Source organism: Microlunatus sp. GCM10028923 (assembly GCF_042666975.1).
Lineage (GTDB): Bacteria > Actinomycetota > Actinomycetes > Propionibacteriales > Propionibacteriaceae > Microlunatus.
In genome coordinates, this window is record NZ_JBHTFF010000001.1 from 650,222 (window position 1) to 667,778 (window position 17,557).

The window sequence follows — 17,557 nt, forward strand, 5'->3', positions numbered from 1 at the left end:
ATGAAAATGGATGTCATTAGTGCTGAACCCTAGGTGGCCGACAAGTGGAAGTGCAATCCCTTGCAGTCAGCTGTCCTGCGGGCGGCGTTGGGGTCTTGCGCACCGACGTGGCTCCACTTATGGTGACCGAGCAGTGACAATCATTTTCAATAAGTCCGGGGGTTCGATGATCATCCGCAGGCATCACGTCGGAGGACTCGCGGTCGCCGGCCTACTGGTCGCAGCGATCGCCGGGTGCGGTGCGGATCCGACCGCGGACGCCAGAAGCACGATCACGGCCGACGGCTGCATCGAGAACTACTCGGCTGACGTCGACTACTTCCGGGACAAGGCGGAGGCGGAGTACGCGCAAGGCTGGTCGGTGTCCTATGCGAAGTCGTACAAGGTGCTCCGCACCACGGTCGAGGCCGCCGGCGGGCATGCCAATGCCGGGTCACGGCGCATCGAAAGCACCTATGTGCTGAACCAGTGCGGGGCGCCCGAGCCCGAGTTGACCGGCGAGCTCGCCGGCGCAGAAGTCATCACCATCCCGACCAAGACCGTGGCGGACGGTGGCAGTGTCCTCTATGCGGCCCTCGAACGGCTCGACGTCGCGGAGTCGCTGGTCGGTCAGGCCGAGCAGTTCATCGGGCCGACCGAGGCGCCCTATTTCCCGAAGATCTCCGCCCAGATCAAGTCCGGCAAGGTCGCCGATCTTGGCTACGACGTCAACCTCGAGGCGCTGGCCGAGGCCGACCCGGACTTCTACACCAACTACGCAGGCGATCAGGCGATGTTCGCCAAGATCAAGGAACTCGGCATCCCGGTCGTCTACTACTTCCCGTACACCGAATCCCCGTTGGGCGCCGCCGAGCAGATCAAGTTCACGTCCCTGTTCTTCAATCGCGAAGCCGCGGCCAACGCCGTCTTCGACCCGATCGAGCAGCGGTACCAGGCACTGGAACGAACCGTGTCCGGGCAGGTGCCGGACGAGAAGGACCGGCCGTCGGTTCTGGTGGGGGTGATCGGGAAATCCGGCGAGGTCACCACCAATCAGAACGACCGGTTCGAGGAGCAACTGATCCGCGCGGCGGGCGGGACGGCTCTGCCGGACCTGCCCGGTGGCGGCAAGGCAACGCTCTCACTCGAGTCGTTCCTTGATCTTGGTGCCGACGCCGATTTCTGGCTCGATCTCGTGTTCTTCCCGCAGTACGCCAGCAAATCCGAGTATCTCGCCGCCGATCCGCGGCTCGACGTACTCAAGGCCTTGCACACCGGCGACACCTTCCACCGGATCGGGCCGCGCGGGCAGGACTACTTCCTCAACGGGGCCATCGACGCCGACGTGATGCTCACGGACGCGGTGAGCCTGCTGCACCCCGATCTGGCGCCGGACCATGAACTCGTCTATCTGGGCACGGTGTCCGATTAGAAGCAGTACGGTCACCGAGCGGAACGTGTCTCCGGCCGCGGTCCCTGACGCGGAGGCCGACGGGACGGTGATCCATCGGGTCGTCACCCCGCGTGGCCTCGTCCTGTTCGCCGCGTTGATCATCGCCGGAGTTGGTGCGGTGCTCGCGTCCCTGGCCTGGGGCTCGGTATCGATCCCGATCGATCAGGTGTTCACGATCTTGGCCGGCGGGGAGCCGACCCGCCGCACCTGGTCGGGAATCGTGACCATCCTGCGGCTGCCCCGGACGATCACCGCGGTGATCGCGGGCGCGGCGATCGGACTGGCCGGGCTGATCATGCAGACGATGTTTCGCAACGCTCTCGCCGATCCGTACGTCCTCGGCGTCAGCTCGGGCGCGAGCCTCGGGGTGGGGCTGGTGATCTTGCCGCAGGGCGCCAATGCAGGGCTGTCGGCGGCCGTCCTCAGCGCCGTGGGCCCGATGCAGAGCCTCGGTGTGGTCGGCGCCGCCGCCATCGGTGCCCTGGTCGTGCTCTTGATCATGTCGGCGATCGCGGCTCGGGTGCAGAACCTGGTGATCGTGCTGGTCGCCGGAATCATGGTGAGCGCCTTCATCTCCGCGATCGTCAACGTGCTGGTGCACTTCGCCCGTCCGGAAGCCGTGAAGGCCTTCACCTCTTGGCAATTCGGCACCTTCTCGGGGCTGAGGACGGAGCAGCTGCCGGTGCTGGCGGTGGCGGTCGCCGCCGGGATCGCTGTGCTCGCGCTGAGCACCAAGCAACTCAACGTGTCGCTGTTGGGCGAGCACTACGCACAGAGCATGGGGATGTCGGTCCGGGGGATGCGGGTCGCGACGCTCGCGAGTACGGCGTTGCTCGCGGGAGCAGTGACCGCCTTCGCAGGCCCGATCGCGTTCCTGGGCATCGCCGCCCCGCATCTGGCTCGCGGGCTCTTCCGTACCACCGACCATCGCATCCTCATCCCGGCCACCGCCCTGGTCGGCATTCTGATCGCCCTCGCGGCGGGGATTTTCGCGCAACTGCCCGGCCTGGACAGCGATGCGATCTTGCCCCTCAACGCGGCGCTCGCCCTGATCGGCGCACCCATCGTGATGCGGGTCCTGCTACGGATTCATCGCACCCAAGGAGGATTCTCCTTGTGACGGCCGCACTGACCGTCGTGAACGGATCGGTCGGGTACGCCGCCTCCCGCCGGAACCGCGCCATCCTGACCGGCGTTCAGGCCAGCCTGCACGCCGGGGAACTGGCCTGCCTGGTCGGCCTGAACGGTTCCGGCAAGTCGACGCTCCTGCGCAGCCTCGCCCGGTTCCAGCCGCTCCTCGGCGGCTCGGTCGAAGTCTCCGGACGCCCGCTCGCGCAGTTCACCCCTCGCCAGCTCGCCCGCCACATCGCCGTCGTACTCACCGAACGGGCGGCGCCCGGACAGATGCGCGCGTACGACGTCGTGGCCCTCGGTCGCTATCCCTACACCGGGATCGCCGGACGGCTTTCGCCCGCGGACCGCGCCGTGATCGACGACGCCATCGCCGCCACTTCGGCAGGGAAGCTGGCGGCTCGCCCCCTCGGCGAGTTGAGCGACGGTGAGCGCCAACGGATCATGATCGCCAGGGCACTCGCCCAGCAACCCGAGGTGCTCCTCCTCGACGAGCCCGCCGCGTTCCTGGACGTGCGAGCCCGGACGGAGCTTGCCGCCCTACTGGCCGTACTGACCCATGATCACGGTCTGGCCGTGCTCATGTCGACGCACGACCTGGACCACACGATGCGCTACGCCGACGTCGTCTGGCTCATCGACGAGGCACGCAGCCTGACGATCGGCGCTCCGGAAGATCTCGGCCGCGCCGGCATGATCGAAAAGGCCCTCGGCGGCGGACGGGATTTCGACCCGGATACCGGCACCTTCGCGCCACCCGCCTCACCGCATCGGGCGGTCGCGCTGGACGGCGACGATCCGCTTCTCTCCTGGACTCGCCGTGCAGTCATCCGGGCAGGTTGTCGGATTGATCAGGAGGCGCCGATCAGGGTGTCCTGGTCGGCCGGAGCTGACCCGCACTGGACCGTGTCCAGCTCCGGGCGCACCGTCGAGGTGGTGGACTGCTTGGGGGACCTGGTACGCCAGGTCAGAGGGATCGCCACGTGAACCCGGATCTCGTCACCACGCGGTCGACGCCACGCGTCCGTGCGGCCGCCTGGCATGCAGGTTCGGTCAGTGCCGGGCGGTGTTGATCATGATCCTTGGCCTTCTTCCCGGCTCTGACGGTTTGCTGTAGTTCTTTCCGGGCGCCCCGCCGGGAATCGGTTTGGGGATGAGCGCGACCGGGATGAAGACGTGGTGCGTCGGGCCGGTCAGAAGTTCCATGACGGTGGCCAGGATCGATCGGCGTCCGGGTGGTGTCAGTGGCCGGCTGGAAGTCGGCCGTGATCTTGGTTCGCCCCGAGGGACTGCGGCCTGCGCCCGCCGCACCAGCTCGACGAACGTGCCGGCGCACGGACCGGGATCCGTGCTCGCATGGCGCGCAGCATTCGCCGCTCGCTGGACGGGTTGATCGAGGCATGGTCGCGTGACCCCGAGCGCGACCTCGACCGCTACACCGCTGAACTGAGGCGGCCGTTCGCCGCGGACTCGCATCCACACCTACGAGGTGCGCATCTGGTCGAGCATGATCAACATCCGGAGCTGGCCGCCCGCAGATCTAGGAAATCGGGCCCCCTGCCGCGGTCAACAGACCGGCCCTCCCAGTACCTGCAGATTCTGCTGAGCGCCGGTCTCGCTGTTCTCCGTCGGGCGGGTGGGCCGCGAGGGAACCCTGAGTTTCTCGCCCGGCCTCCGGGGGAGGCCTTGTCAGGCGCCAGAAGGCAAAGATATCGTTATCCTCCTTCGTGGATACCGACGTCCGGCGATGAGGGGAACTGGCGATGAGGCGAGTCATGGAGCGGGGACTGTTTCGACTTTCGGCGGCGGTCGCGGGGCTTGCGGTGGTGGCGAGCTTGATCATCACGGCCGCCGTACCCGCCACTGGTGAAGTTGCGGGCTACGAGAAGCTGCTCACCGAACACCAGGTCACGATCAACGAGACGACCAGCGACGCCGGGTTCGTCCATCCCGGCGTCGGCCTGTCCGCCGCCGACCTGCGTAGCGCCCAGGCGATGGTCCGTACCGGCGAGGAGCCGTGGGCCTCGTACTTCGAGACGATGACGAGGACCGGCTTTGCGTCCACCACCTTCCGCGCGCAGAACTCCAAGTCTGCGGCGGAACCGGACAAGGCGGCCGACCGGAACTTCACCCACGTCGGCCTGCGCAACCGGGAGACCAACGACTCCTTCGGCGCGCTGACCCAGGCTCTACTGTGGGTAATGACCGGCAATGAGGTCTACCGAAAGAACGCGATCCAGGCCCTGCGCACCTGGGCCGACATGGACCCGAACGGCTACCGCTACTTCCCGGACGCCCACATCCACACCGGGCACCCGCTCTACCAGTTCCTGATGGCGGCCGAGATCATCCGTGCCACTGACCCGCTCGCCGACGACACCCCTGGCACCCAGGACGGCTACAACGTCGTGTGGAGCGGCGAGGACGACGAACGCCTGCTCACCAACTTCGCCAAGCCCTTGCTGGCGACCTTCCTGTACTCCAACGAGAAGTGGATGAATCAGCACAACTTTGGCCTGTTCGGCCGGATTGCGACCGCGATCTACGCCGATGACGCCGAGGGGTATGCGAAGGGCGTGGAGTGGTTCACCGTCAACTCCACGTTCGATGGCTACTCCAACGGCTCGATGGCGAAGCAGCTGCCGCTCATCGAGGCCGCCGATCCGATCAATCCGTACGGCCACGACTTCGTTCAGGTCCGCGAGATGGGCCGCGACCAGGCCCACGGCGAGACGAACATCGACAACTTCGCCGGCCTGGCCCGCATGGTCGAGGTGCAGGGCACCAAGGTCGCCCCGGTCGAGGGGACCGTCTCGACCGGCGAGGACGCGGTGAGCGCGTACGACTTCCTCGATCGGCGGCTGCTCAAGGGCGCCAACCAGTTCTACCGCTTCATGCTGGGCAGCTGGATCCCGTGGGTCGACGAGCGCGGCGAGGGCTGGAACGGCACCATCTCGCAGTCGTACCGCGGCCGGAACTACAACATGATCTCGGTCGCCGAGTTGTACAACGAGTACGCGATTGCGCGCGGCGTCGACGTCAAGACCGAGGCACCCTGGCTGGCGAAGCTGTACGAACGCCTGGACGGCACCACCTCCTACTACGGCGCGGGAATCAGGCCCTTCTGGGAGCCGGGCGACAAGAACCCCGAATACTGGGTCGCCTTCCCCGAGGAGCTCAAGGGCACCGAGCCGGCATCGGTGGAGGAGTCCAAGCCCTCGTTCGGGCCGCGCCACACGCTCCAGCTCGACGACCGGAGCGAGCTCGTGACCGAGGACGGGTGGACCTTCACCCGCGCCCACGTCGACGAGCAGGGCACGACCACCGTGGTCACCCGGCTGATGTGGGGCACCAGCCGGATGGGTCTGCGGGTGCGTACCGACGGTCCGGCCAAGCTCGAGGTGCTCGACAAGGAACCGGCCAACAAGCTCAACAAGTACGAGGAGCCGCCGGTCACGATCGCCACGATCGAGGTGCCCGACACGGGCGGTGAATGGCGATACGTCACCTACTAGCCCGGCCGGGAGAACGCGCACTTCTACCGGCTGACCGGCAAGGGCGGCGCCACCGTCGACCTCGACGCCATCACCTTCGCGGCGGACACCGAGCTGAAGCCGCCGGTGTTCCAGCAGGACCGCGACCGCGAGTACCTGTGGGTGGGTGCCGAGTCCAAGTTCGACCTGTCCGCCGCCGGCTCGGGATCGGCCTCGTACAAGGCGATCGGGCTGCCGGGCTCCGCGACGCTCGACCCGGCGACCGGTGGCTTGACCTGGAATCCGGAGAGCCGCGACCGAACCTACGACTGTCCGCGGTGCCCGGGCGCGCGCTCGGTGCAGGTGGTCGCCGACGACGGCAAGACGGTCGCGGCGCGGACCTTTGAGTTCGTCGTGGCCCCGAACCGGCCGAAGCTGATCGACGCTCTGCTCAAGGACCACTTCGACCTGGAAGCCGCGTACACCACCGTCAGCCGCGAACTCTTCCAGGCCGCGCTCAAGGACGCGAAGGTTGCCTCCGAGTCAGGCGCCGATGAGGGGTTCCGGACCGCCTTCGAGAAACTCCGCGATGAGGTCGAGGCGCTCGAGCTGCTCAATCCTCGCCTGGCCGACGGAGCGCTCGACTTCAGCGGCACGGTCACGCCGTCGGGGATCCCGGCCGCAGGAGTGAACAACCTGGTGGACGGCGGCAAACACAGCCACTCCGGAGACCTGAGGGTCGGGTCGTTCGTGCTCGACTTCGGCACCCGGTACCGGGTCGAGGCCGAGCAGTTCGGTTTCCGGGCGCGCTTCTCGTTCCCGATGCGCTCCCAGGGCACCAACGTGTACGGCTCGAACGACGGAATCGCCTGGACCAAGCTGTCCGAGCGGACAAGCGGCGACACGAACGACCTGGAGACCATCGACGTCGTCGAGGACCAGCGGGGCAAGAAGTACCGCTACGTCAAGCTCCAGGTCGACGAGCCCGGCATCCCGATCGACCCGGCCGGCCCGGGCATCTGGTCGATCAGCGAGTTCCGGATCTTCGGCGACCGCAGCGAGGTTCCGGGTACGGTCAGCGACGTCTCCCTCACCTCGGCCGACGCCCTGCGCGAACGGGTGACGCCCGGCGATACCGCGAAACTGACCTTCTCCAGCACCAAGCCGATCAGCGAGGTCTCGGTGACGATCGCGGGCAAGGCGGTCGAGGCGGTCAGCGAGGACGGTCTGTCCTGGACGGCGAGTGCCGGACTCGCCGAGAGCCAACCCACCGGGCCGGTGCCGATCTCCATCGACTACACCACCGAGGACGGCAAGGCAGCGGCGACCGTGGCCGGCACAACCGACTTCACGGCGCTGTACTACTCCGATGATCACAAGCTGGTGGACGTCGGCGGGACGGCTGAAGTGATCAATCCAGCCGGCGAACCCGACCCTGGGAACGTCCCACACTCCAAGGCCGTATTCGACGGCAACGTCGGCACCTTCAGCGACGTCCCCGATGTCGACAGCGAGTCCAGCCTGATCTGGGACTTCGGCCCGGGCGCCTCCGTATCGGTCGACCGGATCGACTTCCTGGCGCGGCAGGACGAGCGACAACTCGCCAGATGGAAGGCCTGGTCTTCGAAGGGTCGAACGACCTGAAGGACTGGACCCGGCTGACCGACCCGGCGTTCAAGACCCTCGCGTGGCAGAATCTTCCGTCGCTCGACGACGGCGCCTTCCGCTACCTGCGCGTCCGCAACGGCCCGACAACCTCCATCCCGGAGTTCCGCTACTACCTCAACATCGCCGAGCTACGCGTCTTCGGTGAGCTCCGCTAGGTGGTGATGTCGCGAATGTGCCTGGAGTTTGACCTTCCCACGCGGAGATTCCGCGGAGGTACGGGATCCAGGCACATTCGCGTCACCCACCCACGGTCGGGCGCGCAAGGTGGCACACCTGCTTGCTGTTTCGCGGCCTGTGGCAATGTGAGTGCATGGGCACGGACGACGATGGCGTGATCGAGCTGCCGGGGCCGGCCGGCCAGGCGTGGTTCTGGACCGATCACTGGCCGCAACGTGAGCGTGAGGTTGACGCGCATGTGGCCTCCGGCCGGGTGACGGTCCACGAGGATGACGAGGACTTCCTGTCCCACCTCGACGATCTCGACGCCCGCGGTTGAGGTCCGAGACACCGGCGTAATCCGCGACGTCGAGTTGATCACCATCGGGCACGGGCTGCGGGTGCGATGCGGTGCGCGCTTCCCAAGCAGGAAACGGATTCTGGGCCTATGATCAAATTCCAAACCAAGGGAAGCGGCGCGGGCTCGTTGTCGGCTTCGCAGCGCCCTGTGCTGCGGTTCTGAATCAGCCGATGCAGGCACCTCCGTCAGCTTGCCATCGGAGGCGAGATCCATGTCGAAGAGGCGTGTCCTGCGTAGCTGGCGATGGTGTGCATTGGTCGGGGCCCTTTTGTTGATCATCGCCGGACCCGTTGCGCCAGCAGCCGCAGATCCGGATTCCGAGCCGACCCTGCAGACCGAAGCGGATGCCACCGAGGCTCTTGCCCGGGAGATGGGCATCACGGTCGATGAGGCCATCAAGCGATACGGCTGACAAACGGCGTTCTCTCTGGCCTCGAACGCCATCGAAGAGGAAATGCCGGATGCATACGCCGACTCCGAGATAACCGGCTGGTACAGCGCGTCGGTGCTGTTCGCGGGCAAGGTTCCGGCCTCCGCGGCTGCGTACTTTAAGGGCCTTCCGGAACATGTTGATGTTGAACTGGTCGGTGGAGCGCCAGATCCGCGAGCCGTGCTTCTCGCTGAGATGGAGCAGCTTCACCACAAGATCAGCAAAGATCCAGACGTCGACCAGGCGCTCAGCGCGGTCGATGCAAAACGTGGGGTGATCGAGGTGGTGGTTAGGCCGCGAAACAAGGACAAGAGTGCGCGGCCGGAGCTGCGAGCAAAGCTGGTGGCGTACTCGACCGAGGACTCCCGAATTCCCGTGGAGCTGACCTTCACTGATCATTCATTGGGTGAGCTCCACACGGGGATGGGCCGTAGCTGGAATCCCTTCGCCGAGTGGACGACCTGGCCACGTTTCCTGCGCTTCCAGCTGCCCTTTGCGTCCACTCACTGACCGATCCGGCCCTTCTTCAGCTGGGCGGCGGAGCGGTTGACTCGCGGATGACGAGCTCGGGGGTGGCGACCGAGGCGGGCAGGTTGGTCTGGCCTTCGGTCTGCAGCAGGAGCAGTCGGAAGGCGCGGGAGCCGAGGTCCTCGAAGTCCTGGTCCACGGTGGTCAGCGCGGGTCGCCACAAGGACACCAGGGGCTGGTCGTCGAAGCCGATGATCGACACGTCCTTGGGTACGTCCAGGCCGCGGTCGGTCAGGGCGCGCATGACGCCCAAGGCGATCTCGTCGTTGCCGCAAAACACGGCGGTGACGTCGTCCCGGCCGGCGAGCCGTTCGCCCCAGCGGTAGCCCGACCGGACGTCCCACTCGGCGTTCATCACCTGCGGTACCGGGGCGCCGGCGGCCTTGAGCGCCGCCCGCCAGCCCTCGGTACGGCCGGAGTGTTTGCCTTCGGTCGGGCCGGCGACATGGTGCACGGTCCGGTGCCCCAGGCGGAGCAGGTATTCGGTGGCACGCCGTCCGGCGGCGCGCTCGTCGATCAGGGCCGCTGGCACCGAGCCGACGCGGCGCGAGCCGCCACCGGCCACCACCGACGGCAGACCGTCGGGAAGGGATCGCGAGGCGGAAATGCCGGCGCGGTCGAACTCCAGGACGATGACACCGGCGGTCGGTTGGGTCAGGGTCAGGTCGACTGCCCGCTTCACGTGTTCGTCGTCGGCCGACTCGACCACGGTAATCGACACGGCCATGCCGGCCCGCCGTGCGGCGATCTCGATGCCCTGGATCGTGAGTGCGTAGCCGTAGTTCGCGGTGCCGCCTGCCAGCACCGACACCAGCGTCCGCTGGGTCGAGCGCAGCGACCGGGCCGCGCCGTTGGGCCGGTAGCCGAGTGCGGCGATCGCGTCGTGGACGCGCTGCTTCAGTTCCGGCGCGACGTACCTGGTGCCGTTGAGCACCCGAGAGACGGTGGGGACGGAGACGTTCGCCGCCTTGGCGACGTCGGCGAGCACCGGTGCTCGGTAGGACTTCGAGGCGTTCATGATCGACAGGATAGACGTTTTCCTGAATTGCGAGTACCCTGGATAACGTTATCCCACCCCGTCGTTCGTACTCACGCTCACGCTGGCTGGGTCTGGGTGGACGCCCGCCCGTCCGTACGTTCTGTCAACCTCCATCAACGTCGCTAGGAGGACCAGTCAATGGTCGAACTCTCCCGCCGTACCCTCCTCAGGGCCGTCGGATTCGGGGCCGGTGGGCTCGCCGCCGGCGGAGCGCTCACCGCCTGTTCCGACAATGCGAGCCCCGCACCCGGAGATGGCGGCGCCGACTTCCAGCTGCCGACCTACCGGGCCGCTCCGGCCCTCGACATCAAGCCCAGCTTTACCAGCGACACCCCCGGAATGCTGCCGATCTACACCGAGGCGGTGCAGTCCTACTTCAAGTCGGCCGTGCGCCAACCCGGCGCCGGTGGCACAGTCACCAGCTTCCAGCTCACCTGGGGCGACCCGCCCAAGCCGGTCGACAAGAACCCGTACTGGGCGGAGCTGAACCAGCGTCTCGGCGTCAGCTTCCAGCCTCAGTTCGTCCCGCAGCCGGTCTACGACGAGAAGTTCTCGACCATGCTCGCGTCCGGCGAGGTCCCCGACCTGGTCTTCATGAACGACCAGAGCGCGGTCAACCTCCAGGGCATCCGCGATGGCGCCTTCCTCGACCTCAGCGAGCTCCTCGCCGGAGACAAGATCCTCCGCTGGCCCAACCTGGCCGCGCGGCAGGAACACATCTGGAAGGCCAGCCTCAAGGACGGTCGCATCTATCAGGTCCCCTCGCTGGTCCCGCCGATCACCAACTTCCCGATCATCCGGACCGACCTGGCCGGGCAGAGCGGCGTGGGCGCCGCACCGTCCGACGCCGACCAATTGTTGATCATGCTCAAGGACGTCAGTGCGCTCGGCAAGGATTCCGAGGGGCGGGTGGTCTACGGCGTCAACAAGTACGAGCCGATCATGTGGCGTCGCCTGTTCAAGATCGGCGCCGACTGGCAGCTGGACGAGAGCGGCAAGCTGGTCCACTCGATCGAGACCGAGAACTTCCGCCTGATGCTCGAATGGCTTGCCAAGGCCTGGCAGGAGGGCGTCTTCGACCCGGTCGCGATGACCACCAACGCCGCGGACATCGTCTCCGGAACGGGCCTGGAGTGGCAGTCGCACGGCATGTTCCTCGGCGCCGCCGGCATGGCTCAGAAGGAGGCCGACCTGCCGGGCGCGAAGGTCGACTTCTTCGATCTCCCCGGTTTCGACGGCACCGGCCAGGTGGTGGTCCAGAACATCCCGTACGGGCGCTCCACCTGCCTGTCCCACCAGCTCGGCGAGGACGAGTCCCGACTGCACCAGGTGCTCGACGTCCTCGACTACCTCTCCGCCCCGTACGGCTCCGAGGAGAATCTGTTCGTCCAGAACGGCATCGAGGGCCGCCATTATGACTTCGACAAGTTCGGCGTGCCGGTCCAGAACACGAAGAACGTGACCGAACTCGGCGTCCAGTACGTCGCCGTGGATTCGGGTGAGCTGTCCTGGCGCGGCCACCCCAGCAACAAGCCGTGGGCCGAGTCGTTCGCCAAGACGATGGAGAGCGCGGCACAGCAGTCGATCGTCCGCGATCTTGAAGGACTGGAATCGGCCTCGGAAACCTTTGTTCGCAAGGGAAATCAGCTGATGGAGCAGCTCAACGACTTCGAGCGCGGAGTGGTCACCGGGCGGGAGAGCGTCGAAAACCTTGGCTCGTTTGTGTCCGGGTACTTGTCGGCCGGTGGTGAGCAGATCCGCACCGAGTACGCCAAGGCGCTCGACGAGGCCAAGTAGATGAGCGCCCCGACCGTCGCCGGCACCAAGGCTGAGCAGCAGGAGACCTCGGCGCCGGTCCGGACCCCGCCGCGCCGTACCCTGACGCTGCGCCAGCGGATCTGGCGCGAACGCTGGATGTATACGTTCATCCTGCCCGGTGCGCTGTTCTTCCTGGTGTTCGCGTACGTGCCGATGCTCGGCAACATCGTGGCCTTCCAGGACTTCTCTCCGTTCCGCGGCTTCGCCCGATCGCCCTGGATCGGCCTGGAGAACTTCCAAGCGATCTTCAGTGACCCTGAAGTGCTGACGGCGCTGCGGAACACACTGGTGATCGCGTTCCTGCAGTTGATCTTCGCGTTCCCGGCGCCGATCGCGCTGGCACTGCTGCTCGATTCGCTGTTGTCGACGCGGATCAAGCGCATGGTGCAGACCGTCGTCTACCTGCCGCACTTCCTGTCCTGGGTGATCATCATCTCGGTGTGGCAGCAGGTGCTCGGTGGCGGCGGTCTGGTCGCGAACATCCTGTCGGACTGGGGCATCGCCGGGTTCAACCTGATGACCAACGCCGACACGTTCAAGCCGCTGGTGGTCGCGCAGGGGATCTGGAAGGACATCGGCTGGGGCACGATCATCTTCTTCGCCGCCATCGCCGGGATCCCACAAGATCGTTACGAAGCGGCGGCGGTCGACGGGGCCTCGGCCGGGCGGCGGATCTGGCACGTGACACTGCCGGGTTTGATCCCGGTGACCACGTTGCTGCTGATTCTCAACCTGGGCAGCATTCTGACCGTCGGGTTCGAGCAGCTCCTGCTGCAACAGCCGATGGTCGGGGCGGACGCCGCGCAGGTCCTGGACACTTTTGTCTACTTCCGCGGAGTGCTCGGCGGCGAATGGGGGGTGGCCACGGCCGCCGGCCTGCTCAAGGGCGTGATTGGAACGATCTTGGTGCTCGCTGCCAACCGGCTCGCCAAACGGTTCGGCGGGGAAGGGATCTTCTGATGGCGACCCAGACCATGGCCCGACCAAGGGACCTGTCCCGCCGCGGCCAGGCCGGGCTGCCGCCCTGGCTCAATCCGGCGCCGCCGTGGCTGCGTACGATCAAGGCGCTGGTGATCATCTTGATCGTGATCACCATGCTCTACCCGCTGGTGTACGTGATCGCCATGAGCTTCGCCACTCCGGCCCAGGCCAGGGCCGGAGTGATCTTCCCGACCGAGTTCTCGCTGGACGCGTACCGGGCGATCTTCAACGGCGGTACGGTGGCCCGTGGGCTGATGAACTCGCTGTGGGTGACCGTCGTCGGCACCCTGCTGTCGCTGACGGTATCGTCGATGCTGGCCTGGGGCCTGAGTCGTACGAAACAGGTGCCTGGGTCCAGGGCGATCTTGATCATTGTGCTGGCCACGATGTTCTTCAGCGCCGGGATCATCCCCAACTTCCTGTTGATCAAGTCCCTCGGGCTGCTCGACTCGCTGTGGTCCTTGATCATCCCGGGCCTGGTCTCGGCGTTCAACATGATCGTCATCCGGAACTTCTTCATGAACCTGCCGGACGAGTTGATCGAGGCGGCGCGGATCGACGGCGCGGGGGAGTGGCGGATCTTCCTGCGGATCGTCCTGCCGCTTTCCAAACCCGTGCTCGCTGTGATGGGCCTGTTCTACGCCGTCGGGTACTGGAACACGTACTTCAACGCCCTGCTGTACATCAACGACGCGGAGAAGTGGCCGATTCAGGTGGTCCTTCAGCAGTACGTGCTCGCGGGTGTCCAGATCCCCGGCGCGTACGTCTCCTCGGACCAGCCGCCGCCTCCGGGCATCACCCTGCAGATGGCCGTGATCGTCCTGGCGACGGTCCCGATCCTGCTCGTCTATCCGTTCCTCCAGCGCTACTTCACCAAGGGCGTACTGACCGGAGCCATCAAAGGCTAACCCGAACGTGCACTGAGCCTGTCGAAGCGCCAAGCCAGATCTTGATCTTCGCCGACCAACGCAAAGGAGCATCATGTCCGACCGGCACCAGACCGAACCCAGCCGCGGCCCGAACTTCAGGCGGCGGACCCTGCTCAGGGCGTGGATCTCCGGCTGGAACCGGCTGATCACCAACGGCCACGCCGCGGCGACCTGGTAGCCCCGCCCGGTCGAGCGGATCATCCGCGGCAACAACGGCACCGACCCCGAGAACTACTGGCTGCTGATGAACGACGTCGCCGAGCATGTCTTCTACCCGCTGAACAAGGACTTCCTGGTCCGCCGGCACGGCACCTGCGACGGCCACTACTGGGCGAACTGGGACCTGTGCAACATGGCCGCGGTCCTGTCGATCGGCATCTTCAACGACGACCAGGCCAAGGTGGACGAGATCATCGAGTACTTCTGGAACGACAAGGGCCAGGGATCGATTCAGCACGTGATTCCCCACCTACGGCAACGCCTCCGGCGGCTTCGACTCGCTCGGCCTCGGCACCCTGTGCTACGTACGACTGCGGGCCTCGGCCCGGGGCTCCTTCGGCCGCCCCCAGCGGCAGACACCCGCCGGCTTCCGCTTCCTCAGCTGACCTGACACAGAAGGAGTTGATCAAGCTCGATGAGTTCGGGGTCGGCTCAAAGTAATACCTCTGGATCGACGAGCTCACCCCGGAACGCCGCTATGTCCCCTTCGAGATCACCGACCTGGCCGGCGGCCGATGTGGGGACGCCATCGCCGATGTCGGTCGGCCCGGGCCGCAGTGGGCAGCCATTGGCAGTTCGACGGCCTCCTCTGCGATCGGGTGCGTGTAGGTGGCCTGCGGTGCAGACCGGATCTCCACGGCGGCCAGTCTCACGATGTGAGTCCTCGGTCGTTCGGTACCCGGCTTCCGTAGGATCTGGGTCACTAAAGCCTATTAAACAGCTATGGAATAGGTGCAAAGGGCTGACTGTATCCAGGAGGATGATCATGTCGACAGAACTGGCGAGCCAGAGTGACGTCAGGTCCACCGAGTCGCCGATCAGGATCGCGAAGCTCGGCTCCGTGATCGGGGCCGTGATCGAGGGGGTACGACTGGGTGGCGAGCTCAGCGATGACGCGTTGAGCCGAGTCCGGGCCGCTCTGCTGGAACACAAGGTGATCTTCTTTCGTCACCAAGATCATCTCGACGATGCCGGCCAGTACGAGTTCGCCGAACGACTGGGGGTGCCGACGGCACCGCACCCGACGCTTCGGGGCGACGGGCAGGCGGTCCTTCCGATCAACTCGGAGGAAGGCAAGGCCAACAGCTGGCACACGGACGTGACCTTCATCGACAGGGTGCCGGCGATCAGTATCCTGCGCGCGATCACGCTGCCCGAGTACGGCGGTTCGACCACGTGGGCGAACACCGTGGCGGCCTATCAGGGACTCCACCCTGCCCTGAAGGCGCTCGCGGATCGGCTCTGGGCCGTGCACAGCAATGTGAACGATTACGTGGCGACCCGGGACGAGGTTCGGATCGGCGGCGTCGACGTCAAGCAGGAGGCGCACAGCCGGGAGTTTGTCTCGACGGCGTACGAGACCGAGCATCCGGTCGTCCGCGTGCATCCGGAGACCGGCGAGCGGTCCCTGCTGCTCGGGAACTTCACCCGCCGGCTGGTCGGCTTGAGCAAGCAGGACTCCGCGGCGATCGTCGAGCTGCTGCAACGCCACGTGACCAGGCTGGAGAACACGGTTCGCTGGAACTGGCAGCCGGGCGACGTGGCCGTCTGGGACAACCGGGCGACCCAGCACTACGGGATCGCCGACTACGACGATCAGCGCCGGCTGCTGCACCGGATCACGCTGGCCGGGACTGTGCCGGTCAGCGTCGATGGGGTCACCTCGACCCCGCGGACCGGCGACGCCTCCCACTTCTCCGAGCTCGCCTGAGCCGAGACCGTTGCGTCGTCGCGCCTGGGGAATACCTGCGGGGCTCCAGGCGCGATGATCTTCGCCCGGCCGTCGACGGTGTTCACCACACCGTCCGTGCTTGTTGCCCGAAACTCCTTGCGTACAACGAAAGGCATGATGACCGACCCCCGCTCCGCCAGGACTCGACTCGATCGCCGCCGGCTGCTCCAACTGGCCGCGGGAGTACCCGCCGCGTTGAGTCTGGCGGCCTGCACGGACACCTCCGACGTCGCCTCGCAGGCCGAGCAGACCGCCCCCTCCGTCGACTTCAAGATCCCCGCCAACGACGGCCTCCCGGTCGGTGAGACCAAACTCCGATGGGTCGACAGCGGCGATCAGAAGGCCGAGTTCTTCAAGCCGTTCTTCGACGAGTACCGGAAGGTGCACGGCAATGTCGGCGTTGACTACCAGGGGACCAATTGGAACACGATCCAGCAGCAGGTCACGCTCGGGCTCCGCAACGGGACGGCCCCGGACGTGTTCCAATTGCCGCCCTCCGTCACGCTCGCCCAGGCCGTCGAGAACAAGTGGGTCGGTGCGTTCGACGACATCGTCCCGGACTGGCGGGCGGTCCGCTCCCGCTTTCCAGCCGGTACGTTCGCGAACGGCGTGACGGACTTCGACGGCAAGTCCTACGGCGCCCCGGTGAGCAGCGCGACCTTCAGCAATCTGCTGCTGTACAACGAAGATCTCGTCGCCAAGGCCGGGCACGACTTCAGCAAGATCGTCAGTTGGGACGTATTCCGGACCGCGCTCAGGGACGTCACCAAGCAGGGCGACGGGAAGTACTACGGGATCATCATGGGGCTGACCCAGCCCGGGCAGTTGTCGGGTTCGATCAGCACCCTGGCTCAGATGGCCGGGGTGGCCGGTGGGATCGGCGGCATCGACTGGCGCACCGGTGAATACACCTACACGCACCCGATCGCGGAGGAGGCGGTCGAACTGTTCCTGGCGATCAACTCCGACGGCAGCTTGTTCCCGGGATCGACCAGCATCGACGCGCCGGGCGCTCGGGGCCGCTTCCCGCAGGGAGTCGCGGCGGTGATCTTGCAGGGCCCGTGGAACATTCGGCCCTGGACGAAGGCCGATCCGAACTTCCCGCTCGCGCTGAACATTCCACCGCAGCGGGATCCGGACGCGATCCAGCCGATCGGCTACGGCCCGGGCGGTTCGAACCGGTACGTGTACTCGTCGCTGACCAAGGCGGCCCCGTACATCGGCGACGTCTGGTCGTACCTGCTCTCGGAGCGGGGCCAGCAGGCGTGGGCTGTCCTGGACGGTCCGGCTGATCCGGCGATCCTGCCGTCGTCGTTCGATCAGGTGAAGCTTCCGGAGCTGGAGCAGCGATCGGTCGAGATCAACAAGGAGCACCTGGTGCTGACGCCCTGGCCCGGTGTCCGCAATCCGGACGTGGAGACGGTGGAGCGGGTGCTCAAGCCGCTGCAGCCGAGCTTCTCCGACGTCTGTGTCGGCCTGCTCACGGGCCAGCTGACCGGGGTGAGACAGCAGCTGAAGTCCCTGCAGGACCGGGCTGATCGGGCGCTGGACGAGGCGATCGCCACGGCCCGGAAGCGTGGTGCGGACGTCTCCCGGGACGACTACGTCTTCTCCGACTGGGACCCGGCCACGTCCTACGACAAGCTTTACCGCTCCTGAA

At 66.3% G+C, this 17,557-nt stretch carries 17 protein-coding genes; 16 read left to right on the plus strand and 1 reads right to left on the minus strand.

Annotated features, from left to right (window positions below):
- Positions 1 to 166 precede the first annotated feature (166 nt).
- From ACFQU4_RS02935 to ACFQU4_RS02975, 9 genes are all read left to right on the plus strand, one after another.
- On the plus strand, positions 167 to 1,411 hold the full coding sequence (locus ACFQU4_RS02935; RefSeq protein WP_377486716.1) for an ABC transporter substrate-binding protein: 1,245 nt from the start codon (positions 167 to 169) through the stop codon (positions 1,409 to 1,411).
- The gene (locus ACFQU4_RS02940; protein ID WP_377486719.1) at positions 1,377 to 2,552 is read left to right on the plus strand and encodes an iron chelate uptake ABC transporter family permease subunit; all 1,176 of its coding nucleotides are present in this window, start codon (positions 1,377 to 1,379) and stop codon (positions 2,550 to 2,552) included. Before ACFQU4_RS02935 ends, ACFQU4_RS02940 begins: the two co-directional genes overlap by 35 nt.
- Positions 2,549 to 3,550 (plus strand): ABC transporter ATP-binding protein, encoded by a 1,002-nt coding sequence (locus ACFQU4_RS02945; protein WP_377486722.1) that lies wholly within the window; start codon positions 2,549 to 2,551, stop codon positions 3,548 to 3,550. Before ACFQU4_RS02940 ends, ACFQU4_RS02945 begins: the two co-directional genes overlap by 4 nt.
- A gap of 848 nt (positions 3,551 to 4,398) precedes the next feature.
- Positions 4,399 to 6,078, plus strand: a complete 1,680-nt coding sequence (locus ACFQU4_RS02950; protein WP_377486724.1) for a hypothetical protein — start codon at positions 4,399 to 4,401, stop codon at positions 6,076 to 6,078.
- Positions 6,079 to 6,183: 105 nt separating this feature from the next.
- A complete protein-coding gene (locus ACFQU4_RS02955) occupies positions 6,184 to 7,680 on the plus strand; it encodes a discoidin domain-containing protein (RefSeq protein ID WP_377486727.1) in 1,497 nt (498 codons plus the stop codon).
- Positions 7,644 to 7,859, plus strand: a complete 216-nt coding sequence (locus ACFQU4_RS02960) for a hypothetical protein (protein ID WP_377486730.1) — start codon at positions 7,644 to 7,646, stop codon at positions 7,857 to 7,859. The genes ACFQU4_RS02955 and ACFQU4_RS02960 overlap by 37 nt, the downstream gene beginning before the upstream one ends.
- Before the next feature lie 155 nt (positions 7,860 to 8,014).
- Positions 8,015 to 8,200 carry a hypothetical protein gene (locus ACFQU4_RS02965; protein WP_377486733.1) on the plus strand — a complete coding sequence of 62 codons (186 nt, stop codon included), beginning with the start codon at positions 8,015 to 8,017 and terminating at the stop codon, positions 8,198 to 8,200.
- 292 nt (positions 8,201 to 8,492) lie between these two features.
- Positions 8,493 to 8,633, plus strand: coding sequence for a hypothetical protein (locus ACFQU4_RS02970; protein WP_377486736.1), 141 nt, complete (start codon positions 8,493 to 8,495; stop codon positions 8,631 to 8,633).
- A 42-nt stretch (positions 8,634 to 8,675) separates the two neighbouring features.
- The gene (locus tag ACFQU4_RS02975) at positions 8,676 to 9,161 is read left to right on the plus strand and encodes a hypothetical protein (RefSeq protein WP_377486739.1); all 486 of its coding nucleotides are present in this window, start codon (positions 8,676 to 8,678) and stop codon (positions 9,159 to 9,161) included.
- Positions 9,162 to 9,177: 16 nt separating this feature from the next.
- On the opposite strand, the gene ACFQU4_RS02980 is transcribed toward ACFQU4_RS02975, so the two are convergent.
- The gene (locus ACFQU4_RS02980; protein ID WP_377486741.1) at positions 9,178 to 10,197 is read right to left on the minus strand and encodes a LacI family DNA-binding transcriptional regulator; all 1,020 of its coding nucleotides are present in this window, start codon (positions 10,195 to 10,197) and stop codon (positions 9,178 to 9,180) included.
- Between the two features lie 159 nt (positions 10,198 to 10,356).
- Here ACFQU4_RS02980 and ACFQU4_RS02985 point away from each other — a divergent pair, with 159 nt between their 5' ends.
- From ACFQU4_RS02985 to ACFQU4_RS03015, 7 genes are all read left to right on the plus strand, one after another.
- Complete coding sequence (locus ACFQU4_RS02985; protein WP_377486743.1) at positions 10,357 to 12,015, plus strand: hypothetical protein; 1,659 nt, start codon at positions 10,357 to 10,359, stop codon at positions 12,013 to 12,015.
- Positions 12,016 to 12,996, plus strand: coding sequence for an ABC transporter permease (locus ACFQU4_RS02990; RefSeq protein WP_377486745.1), 981 nt, complete (start codon positions 12,016 to 12,018; stop codon positions 12,994 to 12,996).
- Positions 12,996 to 13,925, plus strand: coding sequence for a carbohydrate ABC transporter permease (locus ACFQU4_RS02995; RefSeq protein ID WP_377486747.1), 930 nt, complete (start codon positions 12,996 to 12,998; stop codon positions 13,923 to 13,925). Before ACFQU4_RS02990 ends, ACFQU4_RS02995 begins: the two co-directional genes overlap by 1 nt.
- Positions 13,926 to 13,998: 73 nt before the next feature.
- The gene (locus ACFQU4_RS03000; protein ID WP_377486749.1) at positions 13,999 to 14,124 is read left to right on the plus strand and encodes a hypothetical protein; all 126 of its coding nucleotides are present in this window, start codon (positions 13,999 to 14,001) and stop codon (positions 14,122 to 14,124) included.
- Between the two features lie 66 nt (positions 14,125 to 14,190).
- Entirely contained in the window at positions 14,191 to 14,556 is a 366-nt protein-coding gene (locus ACFQU4_RS03005; protein WP_377486751.1) for a hypothetical protein, read from the plus strand.
- Between the two features lie 375 nt (positions 14,557 to 14,931).
- Positions 14,932 to 15,876, plus strand: coding sequence for a TauD/TfdA dioxygenase family protein (locus ACFQU4_RS03010; RefSeq protein ID WP_377486754.1), 945 nt, complete (start codon positions 14,932 to 14,934; stop codon positions 15,874 to 15,876).
- A 135-nt stretch (positions 15,877 to 16,011) separates the two neighbouring features.
- On the plus strand, positions 16,012 to 17,556 hold the full coding sequence (locus ACFQU4_RS03015; protein WP_377486756.1) for an ABC transporter substrate-binding protein: 1,545 nt from the start codon (positions 16,012 to 16,014) through the stop codon (positions 17,554 to 17,556).
- The last annotated feature ends 1 nt before the right edge of the window (position 17,557 follow it).